General features: G+C 67.6%; 25 protein-coding genes. 16 read left to right on the top strand and 9 right to left on the bottom strand.

The features are described from left to right. Position 1: 1 nt before the first annotated feature. Together AWC31_RS14295 and AWC31_RS14290 are read right to left on the bottom strand one after the other, a co-directional pair. Entirely contained in the window at positions 2–610 is a 609-nt protein-coding gene (locus AWC31_RS14295) for a maleylpyruvate isomerase N-terminal domain-containing protein (protein ID WP_085144863.1), read from the bottom strand. Then, on the bottom strand, positions 607–1,725 hold the full coding sequence (locus AWC31_RS14290; protein WP_085144862.1) for a citrate synthase 2: 1,119 nt from the start codon (positions 1,723–1,725) through the stop codon (positions 607–609). The genes AWC31_RS14295 and AWC31_RS14290 overlap by 4 nt, the downstream gene beginning before the upstream one ends. Positions 1,726–1,767: 42 nt before the next feature. Between AWC31_RS14290 and pdxH the strand changes: the two genes are divergently transcribed. From pdxH to AWC31_RS14270, 4 genes are all read left to right on the top strand, one after another. Beyond that, the gene (gene pdxH / locus AWC31_RS14285) at positions 1,768–2,469 is read left to right on the top strand and encodes a pyridoxamine 5'-phosphate oxidase (RefSeq protein WP_085144861.1); all 702 of its coding nucleotides are present in this window, start codon (positions 1,768–1,770) and stop codon (positions 2,467–2,469) included. 3 nt (positions 2,470–2,472) lie between these two features. Next, positions 2,473–3,777: an MFS transporter gene (locus AWC31_RS14280; RefSeq protein WP_085144860.1), complete on the top strand. Its 1,305-nt coding sequence runs from the start codon at positions 2,473–2,475 to the stop codon at positions 3,775–3,777. Between the two features lie 70 nt (positions 3,778–3,847). Beyond that, positions 3,848–4,507, top strand: coding sequence for a TetR family transcriptional regulator (locus AWC31_RS14275; protein WP_085144859.1), 660 nt, complete (start codon positions 3,848–3,850; stop codon positions 4,505–4,507). Between the two features lie 92 nt (positions 4,508–4,599). Beyond that, positions 4,600–5,904 carry a citrate synthase gene (locus AWC31_RS14270; RefSeq protein WP_067846185.1) on the top strand — a complete coding sequence of 435 codons (1,305 nt, stop codon included), beginning with the start codon at positions 4,600–4,602 and terminating at the stop codon, positions 5,902–5,904. 10 nt (positions 5,905–5,914) lie between these two features. Here AWC31_RS14270 and AWC31_RS14265 read toward each other — a convergent pair whose 3' ends face one another. Then, positions 5,915–6,379 carry a YbaK/EbsC family protein gene (locus tag AWC31_RS14265; protein WP_234816855.1) on the bottom strand — a complete coding sequence of 155 codons (465 nt, stop codon included), beginning with the start codon at positions 6,377–6,379 and terminating at the stop codon, positions 5,915–5,917. Positions 6,380–6,443: 64 nt separating this feature from the next. Here AWC31_RS14265 and AWC31_RS14260 point away from each other — a divergent pair, with 64 nt between their 5' ends. Further along, positions 6,444–7,901 (top strand): MFS transporter, encoded by a 1,458-nt coding sequence (locus AWC31_RS14260; RefSeq protein ID WP_085144857.1) that lies wholly within the window; start codon positions 6,444–6,446, stop codon positions 7,899–7,901. Next, a complete protein-coding gene (locus AWC31_RS14255) occupies positions 7,891–8,307 on the top strand; it encodes a MarR family winged helix-turn-helix transcriptional regulator (protein WP_085144856.1) in 417 nt (138 codons plus the stop codon). The genes AWC31_RS14260 and AWC31_RS14255 overlap by 11 nt, the downstream gene beginning before the upstream one ends. 89 nt (positions 8,308–8,396) lie before the next feature. Here the strand turns inward: AWC31_RS14255 and AWC31_RS14250 are convergent, their stop codons facing one another. Both AWC31_RS14250 and AWC31_RS14245 read right to left on the bottom strand, forming a co-directional pair. Then, positions 8,397–9,953, bottom strand: a complete 1,557-nt coding sequence (locus AWC31_RS14250) for a phytoene desaturase family protein (protein WP_085144855.1) — start codon at positions 9,951–9,953, stop codon at positions 8,397–8,399. 15 nt (positions 9,954–9,968) lie between these two features. Beyond that, the gene (locus AWC31_RS14245) at positions 9,969–10,217 is read right to left on the bottom strand and encodes a DUF2630 family protein (protein ID WP_084356506.1); all 249 of its coding nucleotides are present in this window, start codon (positions 10,215–10,217) and stop codon (positions 9,969–9,971) included. Between the two features lie 31 nt (positions 10,218–10,248). On the opposite strand from AWC31_RS14245, the gene AWC31_RS14240 reads away from it, so the two are divergent. The 4 genes from AWC31_RS14240 (at position 10,249) to arfC (ending at position 12,747) form a co-directional block, all read left to right on the top strand. Further along, a complete protein-coding gene (locus tag AWC31_RS14240) occupies positions 10,249–10,611 on the top strand; it encodes an FKBP-type peptidyl-prolyl cis-trans isomerase (protein WP_036433691.1) in 363 nt (120 codons plus the stop codon). A 107-nt stretch (positions 10,612–10,718) separates the two neighbouring features. Further along, entirely contained in the window at positions 10,719–11,768 is a 1,050-nt protein-coding gene (arfA, locus tag AWC31_RS14235; RefSeq protein WP_445252269.1) for a channel-forming protein ArfA/OmpATb, read from the top strand. Positions 11,769–11,779: 11 nt separating this feature from the next. Then, the gene (gene arfB / locus AWC31_RS37410; protein WP_165765965.1) at positions 11,780–11,932 is read left to right on the top strand and encodes a channel accessory protein ArfB; all 153 of its coding nucleotides are present in this window, start codon (positions 11,780–11,782) and stop codon (positions 11,930–11,932) included. After that, on the top strand, positions 11,932–12,747 hold the full coding sequence (gene arfC / locus AWC31_RS37850; RefSeq protein ID WP_085144854.1) for a channel accessory protein ArfC, sunset domain variant: 816 nt from the start codon (positions 11,932–11,934) through the stop codon (positions 12,745–12,747). The genes arfB and arfC overlap by 1 nt, the downstream gene beginning before the upstream one ends. Before the next feature lie 5 nt (positions 12,748–12,752). On the opposite strand, the gene AWC31_RS14225 is transcribed toward arfC, so the two are convergent. After that, a complete protein-coding gene (locus AWC31_RS14225) occupies positions 12,753–14,093 on the bottom strand; it encodes a sensor histidine kinase (protein WP_085144853.1) in 1,341 nt (446 codons plus the stop codon). Between the two features lie 8 nt (positions 14,094–14,101). Continuing rightward, positions 14,102–14,821: a two-component system response regulator PrrA gene (gene prrA, locus AWC31_RS14220; RefSeq protein ID WP_198538820.1), complete on the bottom strand. Its 720-nt coding sequence runs from the start codon at positions 14,819–14,821 to the stop codon at positions 14,102–14,104. A 71-nt stretch (positions 14,822–14,892) separates the two neighbouring features. Between prrA and AWC31_RS14215 the strand changes: the two genes are divergently transcribed. The 6 genes from AWC31_RS14215 to AWC31_RS14190 all read left to right on the top strand — a co-directional run bounded on the left by AWC31_RS14215 (position 14,893) and on the right by AWC31_RS14190 (position 22,740). Beyond that, positions 14,893–15,891 carry a phospholipase D-like domain-containing protein gene (locus AWC31_RS14215; protein WP_085144852.1) on the top strand — a complete coding sequence of 333 codons (999 nt, stop codon included), beginning with the start codon at positions 14,893–14,895 and terminating at the stop codon, positions 15,889–15,891. Further along, positions 15,884–16,462 carry a chromate transporter gene (locus AWC31_RS14210; RefSeq protein WP_085144851.1) on the top strand — a complete coding sequence of 193 codons (579 nt, stop codon included), beginning with the start codon at positions 15,884–15,886 and terminating at the stop codon, positions 16,460–16,462. Before AWC31_RS14215 ends, AWC31_RS14210 begins: the two co-directional genes overlap by 8 nt. Beyond that, a complete protein-coding gene (locus AWC31_RS14205; RefSeq protein ID WP_085144850.1) occupies positions 16,459–17,013 on the top strand; it encodes a chromate transporter in 555 nt (184 codons plus the stop codon). The genes AWC31_RS14210 and AWC31_RS14205 overlap by 4 nt, the downstream gene beginning before the upstream one ends. 56 nt (positions 17,014–17,069) lie before the next feature. Beyond that, positions 17,070–18,950, top strand: a complete 1,881-nt coding sequence (locus AWC31_RS14200) for an ABC transporter ATP-binding protein (protein ID WP_085144849.1) — start codon at positions 17,070–17,072, stop codon at positions 18,948–18,950. 101 nt (positions 18,951–19,051) lie between these two features. Then, positions 19,052–20,920 carry an ABC transporter ATP-binding protein gene (locus AWC31_RS14195; protein WP_234816857.1) on the top strand — a complete coding sequence of 623 codons (1,869 nt, stop codon included), beginning with the start codon at positions 19,052–19,054 and terminating at the stop codon, positions 20,918–20,920. Next, entirely contained in the window at positions 20,917–22,740 is a 1,824-nt protein-coding gene (locus AWC31_RS14190) for an ABC transporter ATP-binding protein (protein ID WP_085144847.1), read from the top strand. The genes AWC31_RS14195 and AWC31_RS14190 overlap by 4 nt, the downstream gene beginning before the upstream one ends. Here AWC31_RS14190 and AWC31_RS14185 read toward each other — a convergent pair. Both AWC31_RS14185 and AWC31_RS14180 read right to left on the bottom strand, forming a co-directional pair. Then, positions 22,737–23,267, bottom strand: coding sequence for a hypothetical protein (locus tag AWC31_RS14185; protein WP_110775087.1), 531 nt, complete (start codon positions 23,265–23,267; stop codon positions 22,737–22,739). The genes AWC31_RS14190 and AWC31_RS14185 overlap by 4 nt on opposite strands. Continuing rightward, positions 23,264–24,376, bottom strand: coding sequence for a hypothetical protein (locus AWC31_RS14180; protein ID WP_085144846.1), 1,113 nt, complete (start codon positions 24,374–24,376; stop codon positions 23,264–23,266). The genes AWC31_RS14185 and AWC31_RS14180 overlap by 4 nt, the downstream gene beginning before the upstream one ends. Positions 24,377–24,378 lie beyond the last annotated feature (2 nt).

The raw sequence follows: 24,378 nt of genomic DNA, 5'->3' as shown, positions 1-24,378 counted from the left end.
GCTAGACGACGGAGAACGACTCCGGCAATCCGGCCCGACCGGTGAGCGCCAGGAGCACCGTCCCGCCGTCGCCCAGCGCCACGCCGATCCCGGCCGCCAGCGTCGTCGCGGCCGCCAGGACGTCGGCGGGCAGGTGTGCCGCCACCCCGGTCGCGCGGGCGATGTCGAGGCTGTGGACGGCCAGTTCGAAGATGCGGGTCTGCAGGTAGTCGCTCAACCGGATGCCGTAGCCGCCGATCACCGTGATCGGCGGGTCGCCCACCCCGTCGATATCCGAAAGCGCTTGCTCCACAAGCTGTTCCACTGCAGCAACCGGATCGTCGCCGAGGTCGCGGCCGGCCTGCCTGCCGCGCTCGACGATCGCCTCGGCGCCGGCTTCGGACATGAAGTTCCGGATCGCGACGTAGTACTCGACCGGTCCGGCGAGGGTGGCCTCGGCTGCGGGGGAGTGCAGGTAGGTGCTGACGGTGACCAGCGACCGCGAGGTGTGACCGACGAGCGCACGCAGATCCCACTCGCCGAGCCCGGGGCCGTCGAACATGTCCGCGGGCAGTGCCCGCACCAGCCGGGCGAATGCGTGTGCCGCGGAAGCGAAGACGTCGGCGGTCATCGCACCGCGATCTTGTCCCACCCGGCAACGGATTCCGCGCTGCGTGGCTCGGGGCCGACGTAGATGGCAGACGGGCGCACGAGCTTGCCCAGCCGCTTCTGTTCGAGAATGTGCGCACACCAGCCCGCCGTGCGCCCGCACGTGAACATCGCGGGCATCATCGTCGCGGGCACCTGGGCGAAGTCCAGGATCACCGCGGCCCAGAACTCGACGTTGGTCTCGATCGCGCGGTCGGGCCGGCGTTCGCGCAGCTCGGCCAACGCCGCCTGCTCGAGTGCCACGGCCACCTCGTAGCGTGGGGCGCCCAACCGCTGCGCGGTCGCCCGCAATACGCGGGCCCGCGGATCCTCGGCACGGTACACGCGGTGTCCGAATCCCATGAGCTTGTCCCCGCTGTCGAGGATGGCCTTCACCACGGCGCGCGCGTCGCCGGACTTCTCGACCTCCTCGATCATCGGCAGCACACGTGCCGGGGCGCCGCCGTGCAGCGGGCCGCTCATCGCGCCGACTGCTCCGGACAACGCGGCCGCCACGTCGGCTCCGGTGGAGGCGATCACCCTGGCGGTGAAGGTGGACGCGTTCATGCCGTGTTCGGCGGCGGTCACCCAATAGGCGTCGATCGCCTCGACGTGCTTGGGGTCCGGGTCGCCTTGCCAGCGCGTCATGAAACGTGCTGTCACAGTGGGGCATTCGTCGATCGTGCGCTGCGGCACCGCGGGCTGATAGATGCCACGGGCAGACTGCGCGACGTAGGACAGCGCCATCACCGACGCGCGGGCCAACTGTTCGCGCGCCGTGGATTCGTCGACGTCGAGTATGGGGGCGTAACCCCAGATCGGGGCGAGCATCGCGAGCCCCGCTTGGACGTCGACGCGGACGTCACCGCTGTGGATCGGCAACGGGAACGGTTCGGCGGGCGGCAGACCGGTGCCGAAACTGCCGTCGACCAACAACCCCCATACGTCACCGAACGTGACGCGCCGGGTGACCAGTTCCTCGATGTCGACGCCGCGGTAACGCAGCGCGCCACCGTCCTTGTCGGGCTCTGCGATTTCGGTGGTGAAGGCGACGACGCCTTCCAATCCGGCGATGAAGTCGTCCGGTACGGCTGCCATGGGCAGATTCTCGCACCCGCGTGCAGGCGTAGCGTTATCGCGGTGGCAATACCGGATGACGGCAGAGAAGACGCAGACCTGGCGGCCATGCGCGTCGAATATGTGGAGAAGGACGGCCACGGCGATCTCGACGTGGATTGGCTCGGCGACGATCCCGCGACCGGCTGGCTGACCCTGCTGCGGACCTGGCTTTCCGAGGCTCATCAGGCCCGGGTGGCCGAGCCGAACGCGATGGTGGTCGCCACCGTCGACGAGCGGGGAAGGCCTGTGACGCGGTCGGTGTTGTGCAAGAGCGTGGACCAGACCGGCATCACGTTCTACACGAACTACGACTCCGCCAAGGGCGAGCAGCTCGCCGCGAATCCGTATGCGTCGGCGACGTTCCCGTGGTATCAGCTGGGCCGTCAGGTACACGTACGCGGTCCGGTCACCAAGGTGGCGGCCGAGGCCACCGCCGAATACTGGTCCAAGCGCCCGCGGGGGTCGCAGCTGGGTGCGTGGGCGTCGCAGCAGTCGCGCCCGATCGACAGCCGCGCGGCACTCATGGAGCGGCTCGCCGAGGTCACCGAACGGTTCGCCGAACTCGACGAGGTACCGGTACCGCCCAACTGGGGCGGTTATCTGATCGCCCCGGAGGTCGTCGAGTTCTGGCAGGGCCGGGAAAACCGGGTGCACAACCGGATTCGCATAGAGGGCGCCGACGCGCCGGCAGATGGCTGCCGCGTCGAGCGGCTTCAGCCGTAACCCGTGCGGGGCTTCTTCGCCGACACCACACCGCTGCGCTCACCAGACTTCCGCCGGTTGTGGCTGGCCGGCATCCCGACCGTCATCGGCGCCAACCTGACGATCTTCGCGGTGCCGGTGCAGCTGTACGCGCTCACCCAGAACTCGGCCTACGTCGGGCTGTCGGGATTGTTCGCCTTGGTGCCGTTGATCGTGTTCGGCCTGTGGGGCGGTGCGTGGGCCGACGCGATGGACCGCAGGCTGCTGCTGATCATCGCGTCGATCGGGCTGGCCGTGTCTTCGGTGCTGCTGTGGGTGCAGGCGGCCGCCGGGCTCGACAACGTCTGGGTGGTGCTCTGCCTGCTGTCGGTGCAGCAGGCGTTCTACGCGATCAACAGCCCGACGCGGTCCGCGGCGATCCCCCGCATGGTGCCGGGCGAACAGTTGCCCGCGGCCAACTCGCTGAACATGACCGTCATGCAGTTCGGCGCCATCGTCGGCCCGCTGCTGGCCGGTCTGTTGCTCAGCTGGGTGGACCTCTCGACGCTGTACCTGATCGATGCGATCACCTGTCTGGCGCCGATCTGGGCCACGGTGCGCCTCGCGCCGATGCCGCCGACGAGCACCGAACAGGGCTCGGCGCGCTGGGGGCTGACCGCCGTCCTCGACGGCTTCCGCTACCTCGCCGGCAACCGCGTGGTGCTGATGTCGTTCGTCGTCGACCTCATCGCGATGATCTTCGGCATGCCGCGTGCGCTGTTCCCGCAGATGGCGCACGAGAGCTTCGGCGGCCCGGTCGAAGGCGGCACCGTGATGGCGCTGCTGGCCGCGGCGATGTCGGCAGGCGCGGTGCTGGGCGGGGTGTTCTCGGGGTGGCTGCCACGGATCCGCAGGCAGGGCCTTGCGGTCGTCGTGGCCATCGTCGCCTGGGGCGTCGCGATGGTCGGGTTCGGCCTGGCAGGTGGGCTGGCGGGCGGGACCGCAGGGACGTTCTTGTGGATTGCCTTGGCGTTCTTGGCAATTGGTGGCGCTGCGGACATGGTGTCGGCGGCGTTCCGGTCGACGATCCTGCAGCAGGCCGCCTCGGATGAGCTTCGCGGGCGGCTGCAGGGCGTCTTCACCGTCGTTGTGGCGGGCGGTCCGCGGCTTGCTGACACGTTGCACGGTGCGGCCGCGGCCGCGGTCGGTACGACGGTGGCGGCGGCAGGCGGCGGAGCGCTCGTGGTCGTCGGCGTGGTGATCGCGGCGCTGGTCGTTCCGGCATTCGTGCGATATCGCGTCGCCGGGTTCGCGGCTCGTGACGATCAGTCCGAGCCGGACAAAGTCTGAGCACCGGCAAATTGCACCGGTTGTCACTTAGTTGCCCGTAACCCTCACGTAATGGGGATAGCATCCGGTCGTGGCGCAAGAGGTGCGGCAGACCGAGCCCGGTCTGCGCGAGCGGAAGAAGCAGCGCACTCGGGCGACGTTGATCGACGCCGCGGTCGAGCTGTGCAACCGGCAGGGATTCGAACAGACGACCGTCGACCAGATCGCCGCGGTCGCCGAAGTGTCGCCGCGCACGTTCAGTCGGTACTTCGCCACCAAGGACGCCGTGGTGTTGGCGTTCATCGACGAGGTGGTCGAAATGGTCGCGGTCGAACTCGCCGAACAGCCTCCGGAAGTCAGCGACATCGAGGCTCTATACCGGGCGCACGTGCAGGCGTTCACCAAGACCAAGACCGCACCGCCCAGCCGGCTGACGGCCGACCGACTGCTCGCCTCGGCTCGCATCATCACGTCGTCGGCGGCGCTCATGCACGCGGCGTCACAGTTCCGGATGGACGCCGTCAACGCCGCTCTCGCGAAGCGGATGGGGGTGTCCGGCGACGACCGCCGACTCCAGCTGACGGCCGCGGTGTGGGGTTCGATCATCATGACGTCGCTGGCGCAACTGGGGCCGGCCGTGGACTGGGCGACCATGACCGTCGACGGCATCGTCGCCCGCATCGAGAGCACCTATGCAGAGTTTCTGGAGGTAACCGCAGGGCTTCACCAACCGGTCGGCCAGTTGGTGTGACCGGTTGGTAACCCCCCGCGGGCACCGCCGACTGAATGCGACTACCTTTTGTAGAGCAGTTGTCGGTTCCCAGCGTCGATGAAGGGATTCCCGTGGCCGAAAACCCGTCGAGTGGGCAAGAGCACGCCACCCTCCAGTACCCAGGTGGCGAGCTCGATCTGGAGATTGTCCACGCCACCGAGGGCGCTGACGGAATCGCGCTTGGCCCGTTGCTGGCCAAGTCCGGCTACACCACGTTCGATGGTGGCTTCGTCAACACCGCGTCCACCAAGTCCGCTATCACCTATATCGACGGTGATGCCGGAATCCTGCGCTACCGGGGTTACCCGATCGAGCAGCTGGCCGAGAAGTCGACGTTCATCGAGGTCAGCTACCTGCTGATCTACGGCGAGCTGCCGACGGCCGAGCAGCTGGAGAAGTTCACCACCCAGATTCAGCGCCATACCCTGCTGCACGAGGACCTCAAGCGGTTCTTCGACGGGTTCCCGCGCAATGCGCACCCCATGCCGGTGCTGTCGAGTGCGGCCAACGCGTTGAGCGCGTACTACCAGGACTCGCTCGATCCGCTCGACAACGATCAGGTCGAGCTGTCGACGATCCGGCTGCTGGCCAAGCTGCCGACCATCGCGGCCTACGCCTACAAGAAGTCGGTCGGCCAGCCGTTCCTGTACCCGGACAACTCGCTGACGCTCGTCGAGAACTTCCTGCGCATGACGTTCGGCTTCCCGGCCGAGCCGTATGAGGTCGATCCGGAGATCGTGCGCGCGCTGGACATGCTGCTGATCCTGCACGCCGATCACGAGCAGAACTGCTCGACGTCGACGGTGCGGCTGGTCGGCTCGTCGCAGGCCAACCTGTTCACCTCGATCTCGGGTGGCATCAACGCGCTGTGGGGCCCGCTGCACGGCGGCGCCAACCAGGCCGTGTTGGAGATGCTGGAGAAGATCCGCACCGAGGGCGGCGACGTTCACGACTTCGTCAAGAAGGTCAAGAACCGCGAGGACGGCGTCAAGCTCATGGGCTTCGGCCACCGGGTCTACAAGAACTACGACCCGCGCGCACGCATCGTCAAGGAGCAGGCCGACAAGATCCTGGGCAAGCTCGGCGGCGACGACGAACTGCTCGACATCGCCAAGGCGCTCGAAGAGATCGCGCTGACCGACGAGTTCTTCATCGAGCGCAAGCTCTACCCGAACGTCGACTACTACACCGGCGTGATCTACCGGGCCATGGGCTTCCCGACCCGCATGTTCACCGTGCTGTTCGCGCTCGGCCGGCTGCCCGGCTGGATCGCGCACTGGCGTGAGATGCACTCCGAGCCCAACAAGATCGGCCGCCCGCGCCAGATCTACACCGGCTACACCGAGCGCGCGTACTCCGACATCTCGGGCCGCTAGCCCGCAAGACCTAGCGGACCGCGACGGCCTTTCCTCCGGTGAGGCTCAGCAGCTGGTCGTAGGTCAACGGCATCACCGAGTCGGCCGTGCCCGCGGCGGTCCAGATCAGCGGGTAGGACGCCAGCGTCTCGTCCACGACCGTCCGTAACGGGGCAGGATGGCCCGTGGGCGCGACACCGCCGATGACTTGGCCCGTTGCACTGCGCACGAGTTTCGCGTCGGCCTTGGCGATCGTGTGGGCTCCCAGGTGTTGTGCCAGCACGTCGGTGTTCACCCGTGCCGCCCCGCTGGCCATGACGAGCAGTGGCTCGCCGTCGCATTCGAATACGAGACTGTTGGCGATTGCGCCGACTTCACAACCCAATTGGGCGGCCGCCGCGGCGGCGGTCTTGGCGTCGGCGTCGAGGATCTTGATGGCCGGTTCGATGCCTGCGGCGGCGACGGCGGCCGCCACGCGGGAGTTCCGTTCGTTCACGGTGACGATTCTCACCGATGGTCGGTGCTTGCGAGAACAATAGTTGTAGATTCACAATCGTTGTGTGATTGAAACCGTCGAACCGCTCAGCGCTCGGCGCAAGGCGATCATCCTCGTCTCGTGCTGTCTGAGCCTGCTGATCGTGTCGATGGATGCGACCATCGTCAACGTCGCCATCCCGAGCATCCGCGCCGATCTCGATGCCTCACCGTCGCAGCTGCAGTGGGTCATCGACATCTACACGCTCGCGTTGGCGTCGGTACTGCTGCTGTCGGGTGCCGCAGGCGACCGCTTCGGCAGGCGGCGCACGTTCCAGATCGGCTTGACGGTCTTTGCGACGGCATCGCTGCTGTGCAGCATCGCCCCCAACATCGAAACCCTGATCGCCGCCCGGTTCCTGCAGGCACTGGGCGGTTCGATGATGAACCCGGTCGCGATGTCGATCATCACGCAGGTGTTCACCGGCCGGGTGGAACGAGCACGCGCCATCGGCGTGTGGGGCGGCGTTGTCGGTATCTCCATGGCGCTCGGCCCGATCGTCGGCGGCGCCCTGATCGAGTACGTGGACTGGCGTGCGGTGTTCTGGATCAACCTGCCGATCTGCGCACTGGCCATCCTCCTCACGGCGATCTTCGTGCCGGAGTCCAAGTCGGCCACGATGCGCGACATCGATCCGATCGGCCAGCTGCTGGGGGTGGCATTCCTGTTCGGTGTCGTCTTCGTGCTGATCGAGGGACCGTTCCTCGGCTGGGATCACCCGCTCATCGTCGGGATCGGTGTTGTCGCCGTGATCGCCTTCGTGGTGTTCCTGCGCTTTGAGTCGCGACGCCGTGATCCGTTCATCGACCTGCGGTTCTTCCGCAGCGTTCCGTTCGCGTCCGCGACCGGGATCGCGGTGTGCGCGTTCGCGACGTGGGGCGCGTTCCTGTTCTTGATGTCGCTGTACCTGCAGGACCACCGGGGCTTTTCGGCAATGCACACCGGCCTGATCTATCTGCCGGTAGCCGTTGGCGCCCTGATCTTTTCGCCGCTGTCAGGGCGGATGGTCGGACGGTTCGGGGCCAGGCCGTCACTGCTGATCTCCGGTGCGCTGCTGACCACTTCAACCCTGATGCTCACCCAGATCACCGGCACCACGCCGGTGTGGCAGCTGCTGATCGTGTTCGCGGTGATCGGCATCGGGTTCTCGATGGTCAACGCGCCCATCACCAACACGGCCGTCAGCGGGATGCCCACCGACCGGGCCGGCGCCGCCTCGGCCGTGGCATCGACCAGCCGCCAGGTCGGCGTGAGCCTCGGTGTGGCGCTGTGCGGTTCGGCGCTGGGCGCGGCGTTGACCGACAACTCGATCGACTTCGCGGCCGCCGCCCGGCCACTCTGGTTGGTATTCGCCGGTTTTGGTGTGCTGATCTTCATGCTGGGCATCGTGTCCACGTCGCCGTGGGCACTGCGTTCGGCGGAGCGGCTGGCGCCGTTGATCGGCCAGCACCATCGCAGCTCCGAGGTGGCACATGTCCGGTAATCCGGCGGCCGACGAAGTCTGGCGCGCCCTGACCGCACTGGTGTTCGACAACCGTGACAGCTGGAAGCGCGCGGTGATCGAGCGCAGCGGTCTGCCGTTCAGCCGGATTCGCATCCTGCGCCGGCTGGCCCAGGCGCCGATGACGGTCAAACAGCTCGCGCACGCCGCCACCATGGACGCGCCCGCCGCGACGGTGGCCGTCAACGACCTCGAAGAACGTGGGTTGGTCGTCCGCAAGGTCGATCCGGCCAATCGCCGGTGCAAGACGGTGTCGATCACCGAGGCGGGCCGCGACATGTGGAAAGCCATCGAGGCCGTCGACGATCCGGCGCCCGAGGCGCTCGGCGCGCTCGACGCGGCCGATCTCGATATCCTGCGCGAAATCCTGGCCAAGGTGTCGGGCTAGGCGCTCAGCCAAGACTCCGCGGAACTGCATTCCCGGTTGCTTAGCCGCGTTCTTTACAGCCCTGGATGCAGTTTCGGCGGGCTGGGCGCTCAGCCTTCCAGCACCGCCATCGCCGCGTTGTGTCCGCCGATGCCCGACACCGCGCCGCCGCGCCGGGAACCGGACCCGCACAACAGGATCCGGTCGTGCGCGGTCGCGACCCCCCACCGCTGGGCCGGGGTGTCGAGCGGTTCGTCGTCCTCGGTGAACGGCCAGCGCAACGCGCCGTGGAAGATGTTGCCCGCGGTCATCCCCAATGCCCGGTCCAGGTCGACGGTCGTCTTGGCCTCGATGCACAACCGGCCCGCGGCGTCCTCCATGAGAACGTCTTGAATCGGTTCGGCCAGAACGGAATTCAGCGAGTTGAGCACCGCGGAGGTCAGCCTGTCCCGCATCCGGTCCGGGTCGCCGACAGCCAGTGCGTGCGGGGTGTGCAGGCCGAAGACGGTGAGCGTCTGCGCTCCGGATGCCCGCAGGTCGTCGGACAGGATGCTCGGGTCGGTCAATGAGTGGCAATAGATTTCGCAGGGCAGTGGCTCGGGCACTCGCCCGTCGGCCGCGGCCACATAGGCGTCGCCGAGTTGACTGAACGTCTCGTTGATGTGAAACGTGCCCCCGAACGCCTGCTGTGGCGTGACGCTGTCGTCACGAAGCCGGGGCAGTCGACGAAGCATCAGATTGACCTTCACCTGGGCACCCGGTGCGGTGTCGGGCGCCGGTTCGCCGAGTAGGTCGGCCAGCACGGCGGGCGTGACGTTGGCCAGAATGTGGTCGGCGCTGAGTTGGTGCGCCTTGCCGTTGTGCCGGTAGCGCACCTGACCGTCCGGGTCGATCCCGTGAACCTCTGCACCCGTGATGATTTCGGCCCCGAACCCGGCCGCGGACGCGGCGAGTGCGCCGGTCACGGCGCCCATCCCGCCGATCGGGACATCCCAGTCGCCGGTACCGCCGCCCACGAGGTGGTAGAGGAAGCACACGTTCTGCAGCAGCGATGGGTCGCCGGTGTCGGCGAACGTGCCGATCAATGCGTCGGTGGCCATGACGCCGCGTACCAGATCGTTTTGCACGGCGGCGGTTATCGCATCGCCGATCGGCCGTTCGGTCAGCGCCTCCCACGCTGCGGCGGCCTCGGCATCCTGCCCGGCCAGCACGTGGCCGCGCAGCCCGCTGCGAGTGCGCAACGGCTGCAACAGCGTCGGCCAGATCCGTTCGGTGACAAGGCCGCAGCGCCGGTAGAACTCACGAAAACTCGTGGCGTCGGCCTCTGCTCCCACGGCGGCGAACGTCGACTCCGGCCCGATCAGCAGTCCGGTGCGGCCCGCGGTGGACGGATCGGGCGTGTACGACGAATAGTGGCGGCGCGCCAGCCGGATCCGCGCACCAATGTCTTCGACGATGCGCCGCGGCAACAGGCTCACGAGGTACGAATACCGCGAGAGCCGGGCATCGACGCCGTCGAAGGCGTGCGCGGAGACGGCCGCACCGCCCACATGGTCGAGACGCTCGAGCACGACGACCCGGCGTCCGGCGCGGGCCAGATAGGCGGCGGCCACCAGACCGTTGTGTCCGCCGCCGACGATGACGGCGTCAAGCCGTGGTTGGGTCACGTCGAGCCGACCCGGTCAGTTCTTGTAGCCCTCGACTTCATCGGCCGGGCGGACTTGGGCCTCCCGCGGGTCCTGGCCGGTCTCCCGCAAGGCCCGGCGTTGCCGCAACAGGTCCCAGCACTGGTCCAGCGCCACCTCCAGCGACTGCAGTCGCCGATGCTCTTCGTCCTCGTCGATCTCCCGACGCTGCAGTTTGGAGCGAAGCTCCTGCTCTTCTGCGACGAGTCGGTGAACTTCGGCGAGGATGTCCTGATCTTTAGCCACACCGCCAGTCTGCCCGACTACGGTTGGTCCGGTGAGTACAAAACCTGAGATCGAGTTCCCGGATGGACCTGCGCCCACCGAGCTGGTCATCACCGATCTGGTGGTCGGCGACGGTCCAGAAGCCGTGCCCGGCGGAACTGTCGAGGTGCACTACGTCGGCGTCGAGTACGACACCGGCGAGGAGTTCGACAGCTCCTGGAATCGCGGTGAGTCGATTGAGTTTCCGCTGCGCGGTCTGATCCAGGGCTGGCAGGACGGCATCCCGGGGATGCGCGTCGGCGGGCGCCGCAAACTCGTCATCCCGCCTGCACAGGCATACGGTCCGGCTGGTTCCGGTCACCGGCTTTCGGGAAAGACGTTGATCTTCGTGATCGATCTGCTCGCGGCGCGCTGACCTGCACAACGAGTTTCCGCGAGCCGTCCACACTCCTGTTGTTTGCTGCTACGGTCGAACTGTTTGGCCGCCGTAGGTAGTTGTTCAGTCGACTTCAGGAGTACCTAATGTCGAGTTCGGACGAAACTCGGACCATCACGGGCTGGCAAACAGCCTCCAAGTTTTATCGGCGACCACCTGGAATAGGTTGGTTGCTCGCACTTCTCGCCGTACCGCTGTTGCTGGGCCTGATCGGTTGGAGTTCGACCGACAGGTCCGGCGACGGCGCGGCAATGACTTTGCCAAGCGTTAACCCGTCGGCGAAATTGAGTGCACCGGACGTCAACGCGCCGAACCTCAACGCCCCCAACGCGCCTGACGTCAACACACCGAACCTGTCGTTCGCGCCGTTGTCGATCACCCGCAACGGCAACGACATAACACTCTCCGGTGACCTGCCCGACGACGCGGCGAAAACCGCACTGCTCGACTCCCTTCGGGCCCAGTTCGGTCCCGATGTGAACCTCGTGGACAACTTGAACATCAAGCCGGGTGTCAACACCCCGGATCCCGCTGCACTCGGTTCGGTGTTCCAAGCGGCGGCGGCCGGGATTCCGGATTTCGATTTCAAGCTCGACGGTGACCGCCTGACGCTCACCGGGACCGCAACCTCCGACGAGGTGCGGGCGGCCGTCGAGGCCGCCGTGAAACAGGGTTGGCCAAACCTCAAGTTGACCAACAACATCACGGTCGGCCCGGTGCCACCGGCACCCACCGCTCCGGCCCCGCCACCGGCCCCCGCTCCGGCGCCCGGCCCGTGCGCGGCGCTGCAGGACGATGTCTCGGCGTTGTTGCGCACGCCGATCAACTTCGACACCGACGGGTTCGGCCTGACCTCGGGATCCGAGCAGCTGCTCACCCAGGTGGCCGACAAATTGAAGACCTGCCCGGGAGCGCGGGCAGCGGTGACGGGCTACACCGACAGCTCCGGCAATGACGCGATCAACGTTCCGCTCAGCGCGAATCGCGCCAAAGCCGTTGCGGACTACCTGGTTTCGCAGGGTCTGGCGCCCGATCACGTGACGTCCAGCGGCGCCGGATCGGCGAATCCGATCGCAGGCAACGACACCCCCCAGGGCAGGGCGCAGAACCGCCGCGTCGAGATCACGGTCAACTAGGGAGATTCGACATGGACTTCATCATTCAATGGTTTTGGTATCTGCTCGCATTCGTGCTCGGCGCGCTCGTCGCGTGGCTGCTGACGATCGTCACGATCAAGAACACCAGCGAGGACGAGGCGCTCGCCGCACTTCCGGAGTCGCGTGAGATCGGAGCGCAGTGATGAACAACGTGAACTGGTGGCTCATGGCCCTGTCGTTCGTCCTCGGGCTCGTGCTGACCCTGGCGCTCACGGTGCGCAGGGTCAAACGGGAGGTGCCCGTCTACGGTGCGCTCGGTCGGCGTCCTGAAACCGGCGGCGGCGCAGCGACATTGACGGGTGCCGACGACGCGACCACGAGGCTGCCGAAGGTCGGCACGCCGGGTGCTGCGGCAGCCGGGGTGGCGGCCGCAGGTGGTGCGGCGGCAGCCGGCGCCGCGAAGCTCAGCGGCCGCGGTACGGACGACGAACCGTATGGCGCCGGGTCGATTCGCACGGCCGCGGCTACCACGGCGCCGGCCGGCTACACGATCAAGGGCAACGAGGATTCGATGCTGTATCACTCGCCGGAGAGCCCGTCCTACAAACAGACCGTCGCCGAGATCTGGTTCCGCGACGCCGATACCGCGGAGCGCGCCGGATTTGCCCGCTGGGACTCCGCCCGTGGCGGCGCGGGTGCCGCAGGTGCGGCCGGTGCGGCGGGTGTGGCCGGTGTGGCAAAGCTCGCCTCGACCGGTGAGACCGGTCAGGCCGCGCAGGCCGAGCCGCCCACGGTCGTCGAGGAGGCGCCGTACGGTGTGAATTCGGTGCGGGTGTCGGGCCGCGGCACCCCGGCCGGCTACACGATCAAGGGCAACGAGGACTCGATGCTGTATCACTCGCCGGAGAGCCCGTCCTACAAACAGACGATCGCCGAGATCTGGTTCCGCGATGAGGAATCGGCACAGGCGGCCGGTTTCGCGCGCTGGGACAGCGGCAAATCGCAACGCGGGCGATAGCCCCGCTAGCGGGGCCCGGGAAGCCGCAGCAGCAGCCGGGCCCCGCCCAGCGGGCTCGACTCGAGCGAGGCCGTGCCGCCGTGCAGTTCGGCTTGTTGCGCGACCAGGGCTAGACCGAGACCCGATCCCGACCGGGACGCCGTCGAGCCCCTGGAGAACCGGTCGAAGACCAGCTTGCGTTCCTCTTCGGGCACGCCGCACCCGTCGTCGTCGACGGCGATCTCGACGCCTTCGCGTGAGCTGACCGCCGACAGCTGCACCCTGGTCGCCCCGCCGTGCTTGACGGCGTTGGCGATCGCGTTGTCCACCGCGAGTCGCAACCCGGTCGGCAATCCGACGATGATCACCGTCGGCGAAGGCGCCAGCGACACATCGAGTTCGGGATACACGCGCATGGCGTCGTGGGCGGCCCGGTCGAGCAGTTCGGTGATGTCGACGGTCACATGGTCGTCGGTGGTGGTGAGCTCGCCCTGGGCCAGGCGTTCCAGCGCACCGAGGGTGGCCTCGATCCGCGACTGCGTGCGGATGACGTCCTTGACCACTTCCTTGCGCTGTTCGTCGGGCAGGTCGAGGGTCGCCAACACCTCCAGGTTGGTGCGCATGGCCGTGAGCGGCGTGCGCAGTTCGTGCGCGGACACCGAGGCGAAATCGCGTGCCGAGGCCAGCGCCGCCTTGGTGCGGTCCTGTTCCTTCCAGATGCGCTTGAGCATGCCGTTGACCGCGTCGGCGATCTCGACGGCCTCGGTCGCGCCGCGGACCTCGACGTCGGGTGCCTCGTCGCCGGCCTCGATCTGGCGCGTCTGCTCGGCCAGCCGTTTGAGCGGGCGCACCGCGAACGCCGCGAGCACCCAGCCGAGCACGGTCGCCGCACCGACCGCGAACACACAGATCACGATCACGCGGCGGTGCAGGTTGTTGGTGTCGGCGATCGTGGCGTCGTAGGTCGCACCGACCGCGACCCACATCGGTCCTGGCGCCGGGATCTCGACCGTGCGCACACGCCAGCGCACGCCGTCGATGTAGGTGTCGGCGTAACCGGCGGGCAGTTCGGGCAGCACGACGGTCGAGTTCGAGGTCACCGAACCGGTTTGGCGCACCGTGATGACCGCGTCCTGATCGTTGGGGGAGCGGGGGATCTGGTCGAGGCCGCGCGGCAGGAACGGGATGGCGAAGCCCGCGGCCTCGTCGAGGCGGCGGTCCAGCCGTTCCTTGCGGTCGTTGGTGATGCCGACCCACACGATCGTGCCGACGATGACGACGACGATCGCCGCGCCGATGGCCGTCGCGAACGCCACCCGGGTCCGCAGTGACGGGGTGCGGCGGAAGATCCGGGCGAGCAGACTCATGGCAGGCGCTACTGAGTTCGCAACACGAAGCCGACGCCGCGCACGGTGTGCAGCAGCCGGGGCGCGCCGCCCGCCTCGAGCTTGCGGCGCAGATAACCGATGAACACGTCGACGACGTTGGTGTCGGCGGCGAAGTCGTAGCCCCACACAAGCTCGAGCAGCTGCGCGCGCGACAGCACCGCGGTCTTGTGCTCGGCCAGCACGGCCAACAAGTCGAATTCGCGTTTGGTCAGATCGACGTCGACGCCGTTGACCCGCGCCCGCCGGCCCGGGATGTCGACCTCGAGCGGGCCGACCTGGATGGTCTCGGACGAGAACGTCGCCGACGAGCCGCGCCTGCGCAGCAGGGCCTTGACGCGGGCCACCAATTCGGCGAGCACGAACGGCTTGACCAGATAGTCGTCGGCACCGGCTTCGAGCCCGGCCACGCGATCGTCGACACTGCTGCGCGCCGACAGCACGCACACCGGAACGTCGTTGTCCATCGCGCGCAGCGCGGTGACCACGCTGACGCCGTCGAGCACCGGCATGTTGATGTCGAGCACGATCGCGTCCGGTCGGGTCTCGGTCGCGCTGCGCAGAGCTTCGGCCCCGTCCACGGCCGTCGACACGTCGAAACCGGACAGCCGCAGTCCGCGTTCGAGTGAGGCGAGCACGTCAGGGTCGTCGTCCACCACGAGAACGCGGGGGGAAGCCATACCGCTGGCAGTACTGTCCATGCCCGCCATCTTGCCCGATGAACAACCACGATTGGCGCAGGCACGTCCCCGACATGAATCGGTGCTAGCATCCGGCCCTTATGCTGCCTGTCACGCCGCGGGTCATGGTTCAACCGGACGACGGCGTGGCGCCGGTCCGCGAATTCATCGGCTCGGCCCAAAGCTCATTGCTCGTCAAGCAATTCACCTTCACCGAGCCGTCGCTCATCGATGCGGTGATCGACCGGCACCGCGCCGGGGTGGCGGTCCGGGTGATGTTGAATCCGAAACGATCCGGCGGGGACCGCGCCAACGACGAGACGTTCGAGCAGCTGGCCGCGGCCGGCGTGACGGTCCAGTGGTCCAATCCGTCCTTCTACGTGACGCACGAGAAGTCGATCGTGGTCGATGAGCGGGCGGCGCTGGTGGCCACGTTCAACCTGTGCGAGAAGTACTTCACCCGCACGCGCGACTACGGCATCGTGACCACCGACGGCTCACAGGTCGCGCAGATCGTCGAGGCGTTCGACGCCGATTGGCACCACGCCGACTGGGAGCCGTCGGTCTATCGCGGCCTGTTGTGGAGCAACTCGAATTCGCGCTACCACATGGCCAAGTTCATCGACACGGCCCAGCACCGCCTCCGCATCCAGCACCCCAAGTACGTCGACGCGGTGATCCTCGACCACATCGCCGCGGCAGCGGGACGCGGCGTGAACGTGCACGTGCTGTGCGGCGGCAGGCACGGCATCAGCGAATGGGATGTGCTCGACACGTTCGCGTCGCTGCGGACGCTGCGCCGCTTCGGCGTGAAGGTGCGCAAGCAGAAGAACCTGCGGGTGCACGCCAAACTGCTCATCGCCGACGAGCACGCCCTCGTGGGCTCGATGAACATCGACCGCAGCGCCTTCGACCTGCGTCGCGAACTCGGCCTGACGGTCGACGATCCGGCTGCCGTCGAGCGGCTCCGCGAGGTGTTCGACGCGGACTGGGAGACGTCGCACCACTACGAGCCGCCGGATCCCCTGCACCCCGAAACCCACCACGAGGACGACGCGCCGCACGACTTCCCCGACGACGCGGATCTCGTCCATGAATGAGCGGCTCGACCCGCCCGTGCAGCGGGTCCCGCTCGCCGAGCTGGCCTGGACGTTCAACCACATCGCGCTGGCCTCGTTCGGCGGCGGGCTGTCGGCGTGGTCGCGCGAGGTGCTGGTGGTCGAGAAGCGCTGGCTCGGTGAGGCGGAGTTCCTGTCCGCGATGACGATGTGCCGCATCCTGCCGGGCGCCAACCAGGTCAACATGGCGGTGTTCGCGGGGACCAAGATGCGCGGGCTGCCGGGCGCGGTCGCCGCGGTCGTGGGCCTGTGCCTGGTGCCCATGGTCATCGTGCTCGTCATGGCGTTCGCGTACTTCCGGTTCAAGGAGGTGCCTGCCGTCAAAGGAGTGCTGCACGGGGCATCGGCGGCCGCGGTCGCGCTGACCGTCGCCATGGTGGTCAAGACCGGCAGGCAGTGCCTGACCGGGCTGGTGCCGGTTCTGTTGTTCGCCGGGGCGTTCGTGCTCAACGGCCTACTGCGCTGGCCGCTGCTGGGCACGCTCGCGATCCTGGCGCCGCTGAGCCTGATCTGGGCCTGGCCACGCAAGAGCGCCGAACAGGCCGGGGCATGAGTGCCGTGCAGACTTATGTCCAACTGATCGCCCTGTTCGGCACGCTGTCGCTGCTGTCGATCGGCGGCGGCAACGTGGTGTTGCCCGAGATGCACATGCGGGCGGTCAACGACCGGCACTGGGTGACCGACAGCCAGTTCGCCGATCTGTTCTCCATCTCGCAGACCGCACCGGGGCCGAGCATCCTGATCGTGACGATGGTCGGCTACGGGGCCGGCCTGCACGTCGGCGGGGTGCCTGGCGCGATTCTCGGTGGCGTGGTCGCGACGGCCGCGATGGTGGTTCCGGCGGCGTCGTTCGTCTACATCGTCACGCTGTTCTGGCAGAAGGCCGAGAAGTCGCGGCTGCGGCAGGCGGTCGAGAAGGGCTTCGCGCCGCTGACGGTCGGCTTGATCCTGGCGACCTCGCTGGTCATGAGCCGCGCCGCCGACCACGATTGGCGCGCGTATGTGCTGACGGCGGTGTGTACCGCGATCTTCGTGTTCAGCAATGTCAACCCCTTGCTCATCGTGGTCGCCGCCGGGGTGATCGGCTACTTCGGTTTGGTCTGAGCCACCTGCGGGAAGTCGTTGACCTCATCAATTGTTGAGGTTTTACGGTGAGGCTCATGAGTATCGAAACGGTCGCCAGGCAGACCCTGTACCGGCAGGCGCATGCCCGCGGCGGCGATCTGCACGCGCTGGCCGACCGCCGGTTGCTCACGCGTATCTGGCGCTTCGCGGGCCGGCATCATCGCCGGCTCGGCGTGTTCCTGGCGGTCAGCGTCGTCGGTGCCGGGCTGGCCGTCACGACCCCGGTGCTGGCCGGGCGCGTCGTCGACGAGATCACCGGTGGTGGTTCGGCGTCGGTCGTGGTGGTGCTGGCGTGCGCGATCGCCGCGATCGCCGTGGGCGAGGCCGCGGTGTCACTGGTCACCCGCTGGTTGTCGTCGAACATCGGCGAAGGCCTGATCCTGGATCTGCGCACCGCGGTGTTCGACCACGTGCAGAAGATGCCGGTCGCGTTCTTCACGCGCACCCGAACGGGCGCACTCGTGAGCCGGCTCGGCAACGACGTGATCGGGGCACAGCGCGCGTTCTCCGACACGCTGTCGGGCATCGTCACCAATCTCGTGACCCTTACGCTGACGCTCGCCGTCATGCTGAGCATCTCGTGGCAGATCACGCTGCTGTCGCTGCTGCTGGTCCCGCTGTTCGTGGTGCCTGCCCGTCGCATCGGCACCCGCATGGCCGGGCTGTCGCGTGAGGCAGCCGCGCACAACGCCACGATGAACACCCAGATGACCGAACGCTTCTCGGCGCCCGGCGCCACGCTCGTCAAGCTGTTCGGCAGCCCGGCCCGCGAATCGGCCGAGTTCGCGGTGCGCGCCGACGCCGTCCGCGACATCGGCGTGCGCACGGCGATGCTGCAGTCGACGTTCATGAACTCGCTGACGCTCATGTCGGCGCTCGCGCTGGCCCTCGTGTACGGCCTCGGCGGGGTGCTCGCGATCGGCGGGCAATTGCAGGCCGGGGCGATCGTGTCGCTGGCTCTGCTGCTCACGCGGCTCTACGCGCCGCTGACCGCGCTGGCCAACGCCCGCGTCGAGATCGCGAGCGCCCTGGTGTCGTTCGAGCGGGTTTTCGAAGTGCTCGATCTGGCGCCGCTGATCGCCGAGAAGCCCGATGCCGTCGCCATCCCGGAAGGTCCGGTCGGCATCGAATTCGACGACGTCCGGTTCGCCTACCCGTCGGCCGACAAGGTGTCGCTGGCCTCGTTGGAAGAGGTCGCGGTGCTCGACGAGCGCGGCGGCGACGAGGTGCTGCACGGTATCTCGTTCACCGCGCAGCCCGGCCAGATGGTGGCGCTCGTCGGCTCGTCTGGCGCGGGCAAGTCGACCATCGCGTCGCTGCTGGCCCGGCTCTACGACGTCGACGGCGGTGCGGTGCGGCTCAACGGCGTCGACGTGCGTGACGCGACGTTCGCCTCGCTCAAGGACACCGTGGGCATGGTCACCCAGGACGGGCATCTGTTCCACGAGACGATCCGGTCGAACCTGCAGTTGGCCGCACCGGGTGCGACCGATGACCAGCTGTGGGAGGCGTTGCGACGGGCCCGGCTGGACGACGTGGTCGCGGCGATGCCCGACGGCTTGGACACGGTTGTCGGTGAGCGCGGATACCGTCTGTCCGGAGGACAGCGGCAGCGACTGACCATCGCGCGTCTGCTGTTGGGACGATCACGGGTGGTGGTGCTCGATGAGGCTACGGCGTCGCTGGACTCGGCGTCCGAGGCTGCGGTGCAGCAGGCCCTCGCCGAGGCGCTCGACGGCCGCACATCGATCGTCATCGCGCACCGCCTGTCCACGGTCCGTGCCGCCGACGTCATCTTGGTCGTCGAGGGCGGACGCATCGTCGAACGGGGTACTCACGAACAACTGCTGGCCCGCAACGGCCGGTACGCCGAGCTGTACTACACGCAGTTCGCCGACGACGCTGCGGTCGCATGAGGTTATTCGCTTGCCGCACATGGGAAAATTGAGACGTTGTGACTGAACCGACCAGAGATGCCCTGCGTTCGGCGCCGGCGATAGCCCCTCGCCCGGCGCGGATGAGGGCTAGCTCGGATCTCTGGCGGCTGCTGCCGTACCTGCTGCCGTACCGGGCGCGCTGGACCGCGATGATCGTCGTCGCGATCGCGAGCCTCGCCGCCACCGTCGCGATCCCGTTGATGACCAAGGCCGTCATCGATGGTCCGGTGCGCCATCAGGATCAGCAGGGCCTGTGGGTGCTCGGCGCCGCGGCGACGGCGGTGGGCATCTCCGAGGCGGTGCTGTGGTTCATCCGGCGCTGGCTCGTGGCGCGCGCGACGATGGGTGTCGAGGCCGACATCCGCAAGGATCTCTATGCGCGGCTACAGATTCTGCCGATGAGTTTTCATGGCCGCTGGCAGTCGGGCCAGCTGCTGTCGCGGGTGATGAACGATCTGTCCACCATTCGCCGGTTCATGTCGTTCGGGCTGGTGTTCCTGATCCTCAATGCCCTGCAGATCACGGTCGTCACCGCGATCCTGCTGGCGATGTATTGGCCGCTCGGCGTGGTCGTGGTGGTGTCGATCGTGCCGATCGCGGCCACCGTCCTGCATTTCGAGCGTGAGTACACGCGGTTGTCGCGGCTCGCCCAGGATCAGACCGGGCACGTCGCAACACACGTCGAGGAGTCCGCGCTCGGGCTGCGGGTCGTCAAGTCCTTCGGCCGTGAGGACTATGTGTACGACAGGTTCGACGACCAGGCCTCCAAGCTGTTCGACACCCAGGTGAGCCGGGTCACCGTGTCGGCGAAGTTCTGGACGCTGCTCGAGGTCATCCCCAGCCTGACGTTGATCGTGGTGCTCGGCTTCGGCGCCTACGCCGCAGGCCACGGGTACGTCACGATGGGCACGCTCGTCGCCTTCATCACGATGATGCTGTCGCTCGTGTGGCCCATCGCCTCACTGGGATTTCTGCTGTCGATGACACAGGAGTCGTTCACCGCGGCGAATCGGATCGCCGAGATCTTCGATGCGCCAAGGGAGATCACGGACGGCCCGTCGGCTTCGGCGCCCCGCGGCGGCCGCCTCGAACTGCGTGACGTCGGGTTCAGGTTTCCGGACAGCGATGGCGAGTGGGCACTGCGCCACGTCACCGTCACGGTCGAGCCCGGTGAAACGCTCGCCCTGGTCGGCTCGACAGGCTCGGGCAAGTCGGTGCTCGCCGCGCTGTTCTCCCGGCTGTACGACGTCACCGAGGGCCAGATCCTCATCGATGGCCGCGACATCCGTGAGCTGAGTCTGCCCGCGCTGCGCCAGGCCGTGGCCACCGCGTTCGAGGACCCGACGCTGTTCTCGATGTCGGTGGCAGAAAACCTGCGGCTGGGGCGGCCGGACGCGTCCGACGAGCAGCTCGCGCAGGCCATCGAGATCGCCGCCGCGCAGTTCGCCTACGACCTGCCGTTCGGTCTCGACACCCGCATCGGCGAGCAGGGCATGAGCTTGTCCGGCGGTCAGCGGCAACGCCTTTCGCTGGCGCGCGCGATCCTGGCCGCGCCGAAGATCCTCGTGCTCGACGACACCCTGTCGGCGCTCGACGTGCACACCGAGGCAGTCGTGACCGAGGCGCTCGGCCGCGTGCTCGACCAGGTGACCGGCATCATCGTCGCGCATCGCGCCTCGACCGTACTGTTGGCCGACAAGGTCGCGCTGCTCGAGAATGTCGACGGAGCCGGCACCATCACCCACATCGGCACGCATGCCGAGTTGCTCGCCGAGGTGCCGCAGTACCGGTATCTGCTGGCCGCCGACGACGAGCTCGACGATGCGTGCGAGCGCAGCTGCGATTGGGAGGACGACGAAGAGCTGGCCCGGCTGCAGCGGGTCCATGACGAGCGGGCCGCGATCGATCAGGTCGAGCGGCCGGTTCCGTCGGAGGTGCAGCGCCGATGAGCACCACCGAATGGCGCGGCCGCATCAAAGACGAGCAGGACGACGACCTGCCGATCGACGAGAGCGTGCCGCGCCGCCGCGAAGCCAGGGCGCTGTTGGGCTCGCTGCTGCGGCCCTACCGCTGGACGGTCGGCGCACTCGCCCTCGTCGTCATCGTGGAAAACGTTGCGCGCCTGTCGGTTCCGATCCTCGTGCAGCGCGGCATCGACCGCGGCATCCCGCCGATCATCGACGGCGGTCCGGCCCGCGAGCTGATGGTGATCGTCGGCACGCTGTGCACGGTGGTGGTCATCCAGGCGGTCAGCCGGATGTTCTTCCTGCGCCGCTCGGGCCGGATCGGGCAGGAGGTGCTGCTGGAGCTTCGTCGCCGGGTGTTCCGGCATTTCCAGCGCCTCGATGTCGCGTTCCATGACCGCTACACGTCAGGCCGTGTGGTCAGCCGGTCCACCAACGATGTCGAAGCCATCCAGGACATGCTGGAAACCGGGTTCGACAGCCTCATCACCGCGGTGCTCACGTTGTTCGGCACCGCGATCCTGCTGATCGCGCTGGACTGGCGGCTGGGCCTGATGTGCCTGGCGGCGTTCCCGATCCTGGTCGCGCTGGTGTGGTGGTTCCGCAACGAGTCGGCCAAGACCTACCGCCTGGTGCGCGAGAGCGCGGCTCTGGTCATCGTGCAGTTCATCGAGACCATGACCGGTATCAAGGCTGTTCAGGCCTACCGCCGCGAACCGCGCAACCAGGAGATCTTCGAGGACATCGCCGACGACTACCGTGCGATCAACGAGAAGACGTTCAAGCTGCTGGCGATCTTCATGCCCGGCGTCAAACTGGTCGGCAACATCACCACGGGCGTCGTCCTGCTCTACGGCGGTTACCGCGTGCTGAACGGTGAGATGACCATCGGCACGCTCGCCGCGTTCCTCCTCTATCTGCGGATGTTCTTCGAGCCGATGCAGGAGATCTCGCAGTTCTTCAACACCTTCCAGTCGGCGTCGTCGGCACTGGAGAAATTGGCAGGCGTGCTGGCCGAGAAGCCGGGTATCGCCGATCCGGCGCATCCGGTGGCGTTGTCGGAGGTGAAGGGAGATATCGAGTTTCACGACGTGCAGTTCTCCTATACGCCCGGCCGTCCGGTGCTGCCCGGTTTGACGCTGCAGGTGCCTGCCGGCCAGACCGTGGCACTCGTCGGCACCACGGGCGCGGGGAAGACCACGATCGCCAAGCTGATCGCCCGGTTCTACGACCCGACGTCGGGCGCGGTGACGCTGGACGGCATCGACCTGCGTGACCTGTCGCAGTCCGAATTGCGCCGTCACGTCGTGATGGTCACGCAGGAGAACTTCATGTTCGAGGGCACCATCGCCGACAACATCCGGTTCGGCCGCCCAGACGCCACCGACGAGCAGGTGCGGGCTGCCGCGCAGGCCGTGGGGGCCGACCGGTTCATCGCAACCCTGGCCGACGGCTACGACACCGACGTCGCCAAGCGGGGTGGCAGGCTCTCGGCGGGCCAGCGTCAACTCGTCGCGTTCGCCCGGGCGTTCCTCGCCGATCCGGCCGTGCTGATCCTCGACGAGGCGACGTCCTCGCTCGACATCCCGAGCGAGCGCATGGTGCAGCGCGCGCTGGAGACGGTGCTAGCCGACCGCACGGCACTGGTTATCGCACACCGGCTTTCGACCGTGCAGATCGCCGATCGCGTGCTCGTCCTCGAGCACGGCCGCATCGTCGAAGACGGTCCGCCTGCCGATCTCATCGAGCGCGCCGACGGTGCGTACGCGGCCCTGCACCGGGCCTGGGTCGACTCGCTGGCCTAGGCCTCAGCGTCGCTGCGCCGGCCCGTGCGCGCCCACACCACGCCGAAGAACACCAGTGTCAACGTCAGCGGTATGAGGCCGATCGCCCAACTCAACGGCAGCGGCGGCCCGGGCTGCTTGAGCACGTCGACGGTCAGATCGCCGGTGCCTTCACCCTGGGGGCCGTCGATCGTGAACCGCAGTGTCCAGGTGCCGGACGAGTTGAGCGACTGCACGTCCAGTCCCCACACGTCGCGGTTGCGCGGGTGGCGCGCGAGCCGGTCGACGTCGGTGCCGCCGTCGGGTGCGATCGTGGCGATCGTCCCTGATTTGCCTGCGATGCCGCCCTCGGGTTCGAACGTGAAATCGAGCGATTGCATGGCCCGCAGCGGCCATACGGTGAAGCCGACGGTCACCGGATACGGCCCGACCTGAACGTGTTCGGTGTGCACGACGTAGTCGAGCGGATCGGCCGCGGCCGCAGGCGCCGCGCCGATCGCGAGCGTCACGCCGGCGCACAGCATCGCGAGAGCCGCGCGTAGTTTCATGCCGCGACCACCTCGGCCGCCGGGGCCGGCGCGGTGTTCGACGCCCGCAGCGCCCGGCCGAGTCGCCACGTCGCGCCGCCCAGGAGCGCGGCGAGCACCCCGGCCGCCACACACGTGAGGAGCACGTCGGTGGTGTGTTCGCCAGGCCCCGCACCCTCGATGCCTTCGGACTGGGCACCTGAGCTGATCCACCAGGTGATCGCGATCGCGCCTACCGCGCCGCAACCGGCCAGCAGCCAGGCAGCGGCGTCCTTCCAGCGCAGCAGCAGTTCGACGAGAACACCGAACACGCACACCACCGCGGGAATCAGCAGCATGTCGATGGGGAAGCTCAGCACGACGTAGTCGCGCAGCGAAAGGTGTTGCAGTTCGGCGTACCAGCCCACCGCCCATTCCGCGAACGACCACATGACCAGGTTGATCAGGAATGTCACGAGTCCGGTGCCCGCCGCCCCGCCGCGGCCGATGACCTGTGAGCCCAGCAGGACACACACGAGCGGGATGGTTATCCAGGTGACGGTGAACCAGTCGATGGTCGTGCCGAGGTTGACCTCGGCGAGCGCGGTGCTGGTGATCGACGCGTATGACCCGAACGCCGCGATCGCCGTCATGAATCCCCATCGGCCCCAGCGATGTTCGCGGGCCGCGGCGAACACGATTGCGGTGCCGATCATCGTGACGCAGATCGAGGTCAGCCAGCCCTGGTGCGGCGGTGAGGCGATCGTGACGTCGAATCCGTAAAGGCCGTGCCACCATTCGTCCCACAGTCCGTACAGCAGGAACGACGCCGCAGCGATACCGCCGACGAGATAGCCGATGGGGGCGGCGAATACGCCGAGCACCTTGAACGCCCGGCCGCCGACGGCGGGATCGGGAGTCTGGCCGTTGCGCTGTGCCGCGGTCGCGCGCAACACCATCGCCAGGCTCGTCAACCCGGCGATCGCGCCACCCGAATAGACGAACAGGTGGGGCAGCGTGAAAAAGCTGTCCGGTCCGACATCGCTGTGCCAGCCGATGTCCCACGTCAGCCCGGACAGCGAGATCAGCGTGCCGGCCAACATCACGAATGCCGGCAGCCTGCCCGGTGACTTGCCCGATGACTCCGTCATGG

Origin of the sequence: Mycolicibacterium wolinskyi (genome assembly GCF_002101965.1) — a bacterium.
Taxonomy (GTDB): domain Bacteria; phylum Actinomycetota; class Actinomycetes; order Mycobacteriales; family Mycobacteriaceae; genus Mycobacterium; species Mycobacterium wolinskyi.
This window is presented reverse-complemented; position numbering and strand designations above follow the sequence as displayed.

What these genes read in the sequence shown, in the direction of transcription:
- AWC31_RS14295 (WP_085144863.1), bottom strand. Translation starts at nt 610, where the DNA reads ATGACCGCCGACGTCTTCGCTTCCGCGGCACACGCATTCGCCCGGCTG.
- AWC31_RS14290 (WP_085144862.1), bottom strand. Translation starts at nt 1,725, where the DNA reads ATGGCAGCCGTACCGGACGACTTCATCGCCGGATTGGAAGGCGTCGTC.
- AWC31_RS14255 (WP_085144856.1), top strand. Translation starts at nt 7,891, where the DNA reads ATGTCCGGTAATCCGGCGGCCGACGAAGTCTGGCGCGCCCTGACCGCA.
- arfA (WP_445252269.1), top strand. Translation starts at nt 10,719, where the DNA reads ATGTCGAGTTCGGACGAAACTCGGACCATCACGGGCTGGCAAACAGCC.
- arfB (WP_165765965.1), top strand. Translation starts at nt 11,780, where the DNA reads ATGGACTTCATCATTCAATGGTTTTGGTATCTGCTCGCATTCGTGCTC.
- arfC (WP_085144854.1), top strand. Translation starts at nt 11,932, where the DNA reads ATGAACAACGTGAACTGGTGGCTCATGGCCCTGTCGTTCGTCCTCGGG.
- AWC31_RS14225 (WP_085144853.1), bottom strand. Translation starts at nt 14,093, where the DNA reads ATGAGTCTGCTCGCCCGGATCTTCCGCCGCACCCCGTCACTGCGGACC.
- prrA (WP_198538820.1), bottom strand. Translation starts at nt 14,821, where the DNA reads ATGGCGGGCATGGACAGTACTGCCAGCGGTATGGCTTCCCCCCGCGTT.
- AWC31_RS14215 (WP_085144852.1), top strand. Translation starts at nt 14,893, where the DNA reads ATGCTGCCTGTCACGCCGCGGGTCATGGTTCAACCGGACGACGGCGTG.
- AWC31_RS14210 (WP_085144851.1), top strand. Translation starts at nt 15,884, where the DNA reads ATGAATGAGCGGCTCGACCCGCCCGTGCAGCGGGTCCCGCTCGCCGAG.
- AWC31_RS14205 (WP_085144850.1), top strand. Translation starts at nt 16,459, where the DNA reads ATGAGTGCCGTGCAGACTTATGTCCAACTGATCGCCCTGTTCGGCACG.
- AWC31_RS14200 (WP_085144849.1), top strand. Translation starts at nt 17,070, where the DNA reads ATGAGTATCGAAACGGTCGCCAGGCAGACCCTGTACCGGCAGGCGCAT.
- AWC31_RS14195 (WP_234816857.1), top strand. Translation starts at nt 19,052, where the DNA reads ATGAGGGCTAGCTCGGATCTCTGGCGGCTGCTGCCGTACCTGCTGCCG.
- AWC31_RS14190 (WP_085144847.1), top strand. Translation starts at nt 20,917, where the DNA reads ATGAGCACCACCGAATGGCGCGGCCGCATCAAAGACGAGCAGGACGAC.
- AWC31_RS14185 (WP_110775087.1), bottom strand. Translation starts at nt 23,267, where the DNA reads ATGAAACTACGCGCGGCTCTCGCGATGCTGTGCGCCGGCGTGACGCTC.
- AWC31_RS14180 (WP_085144846.1), bottom strand. Translation starts at nt 24,376, where the DNA reads ATGACGGAGTCATCGGGCAAGTCACCGGGCAGGCTGCCGGCATTCGTG.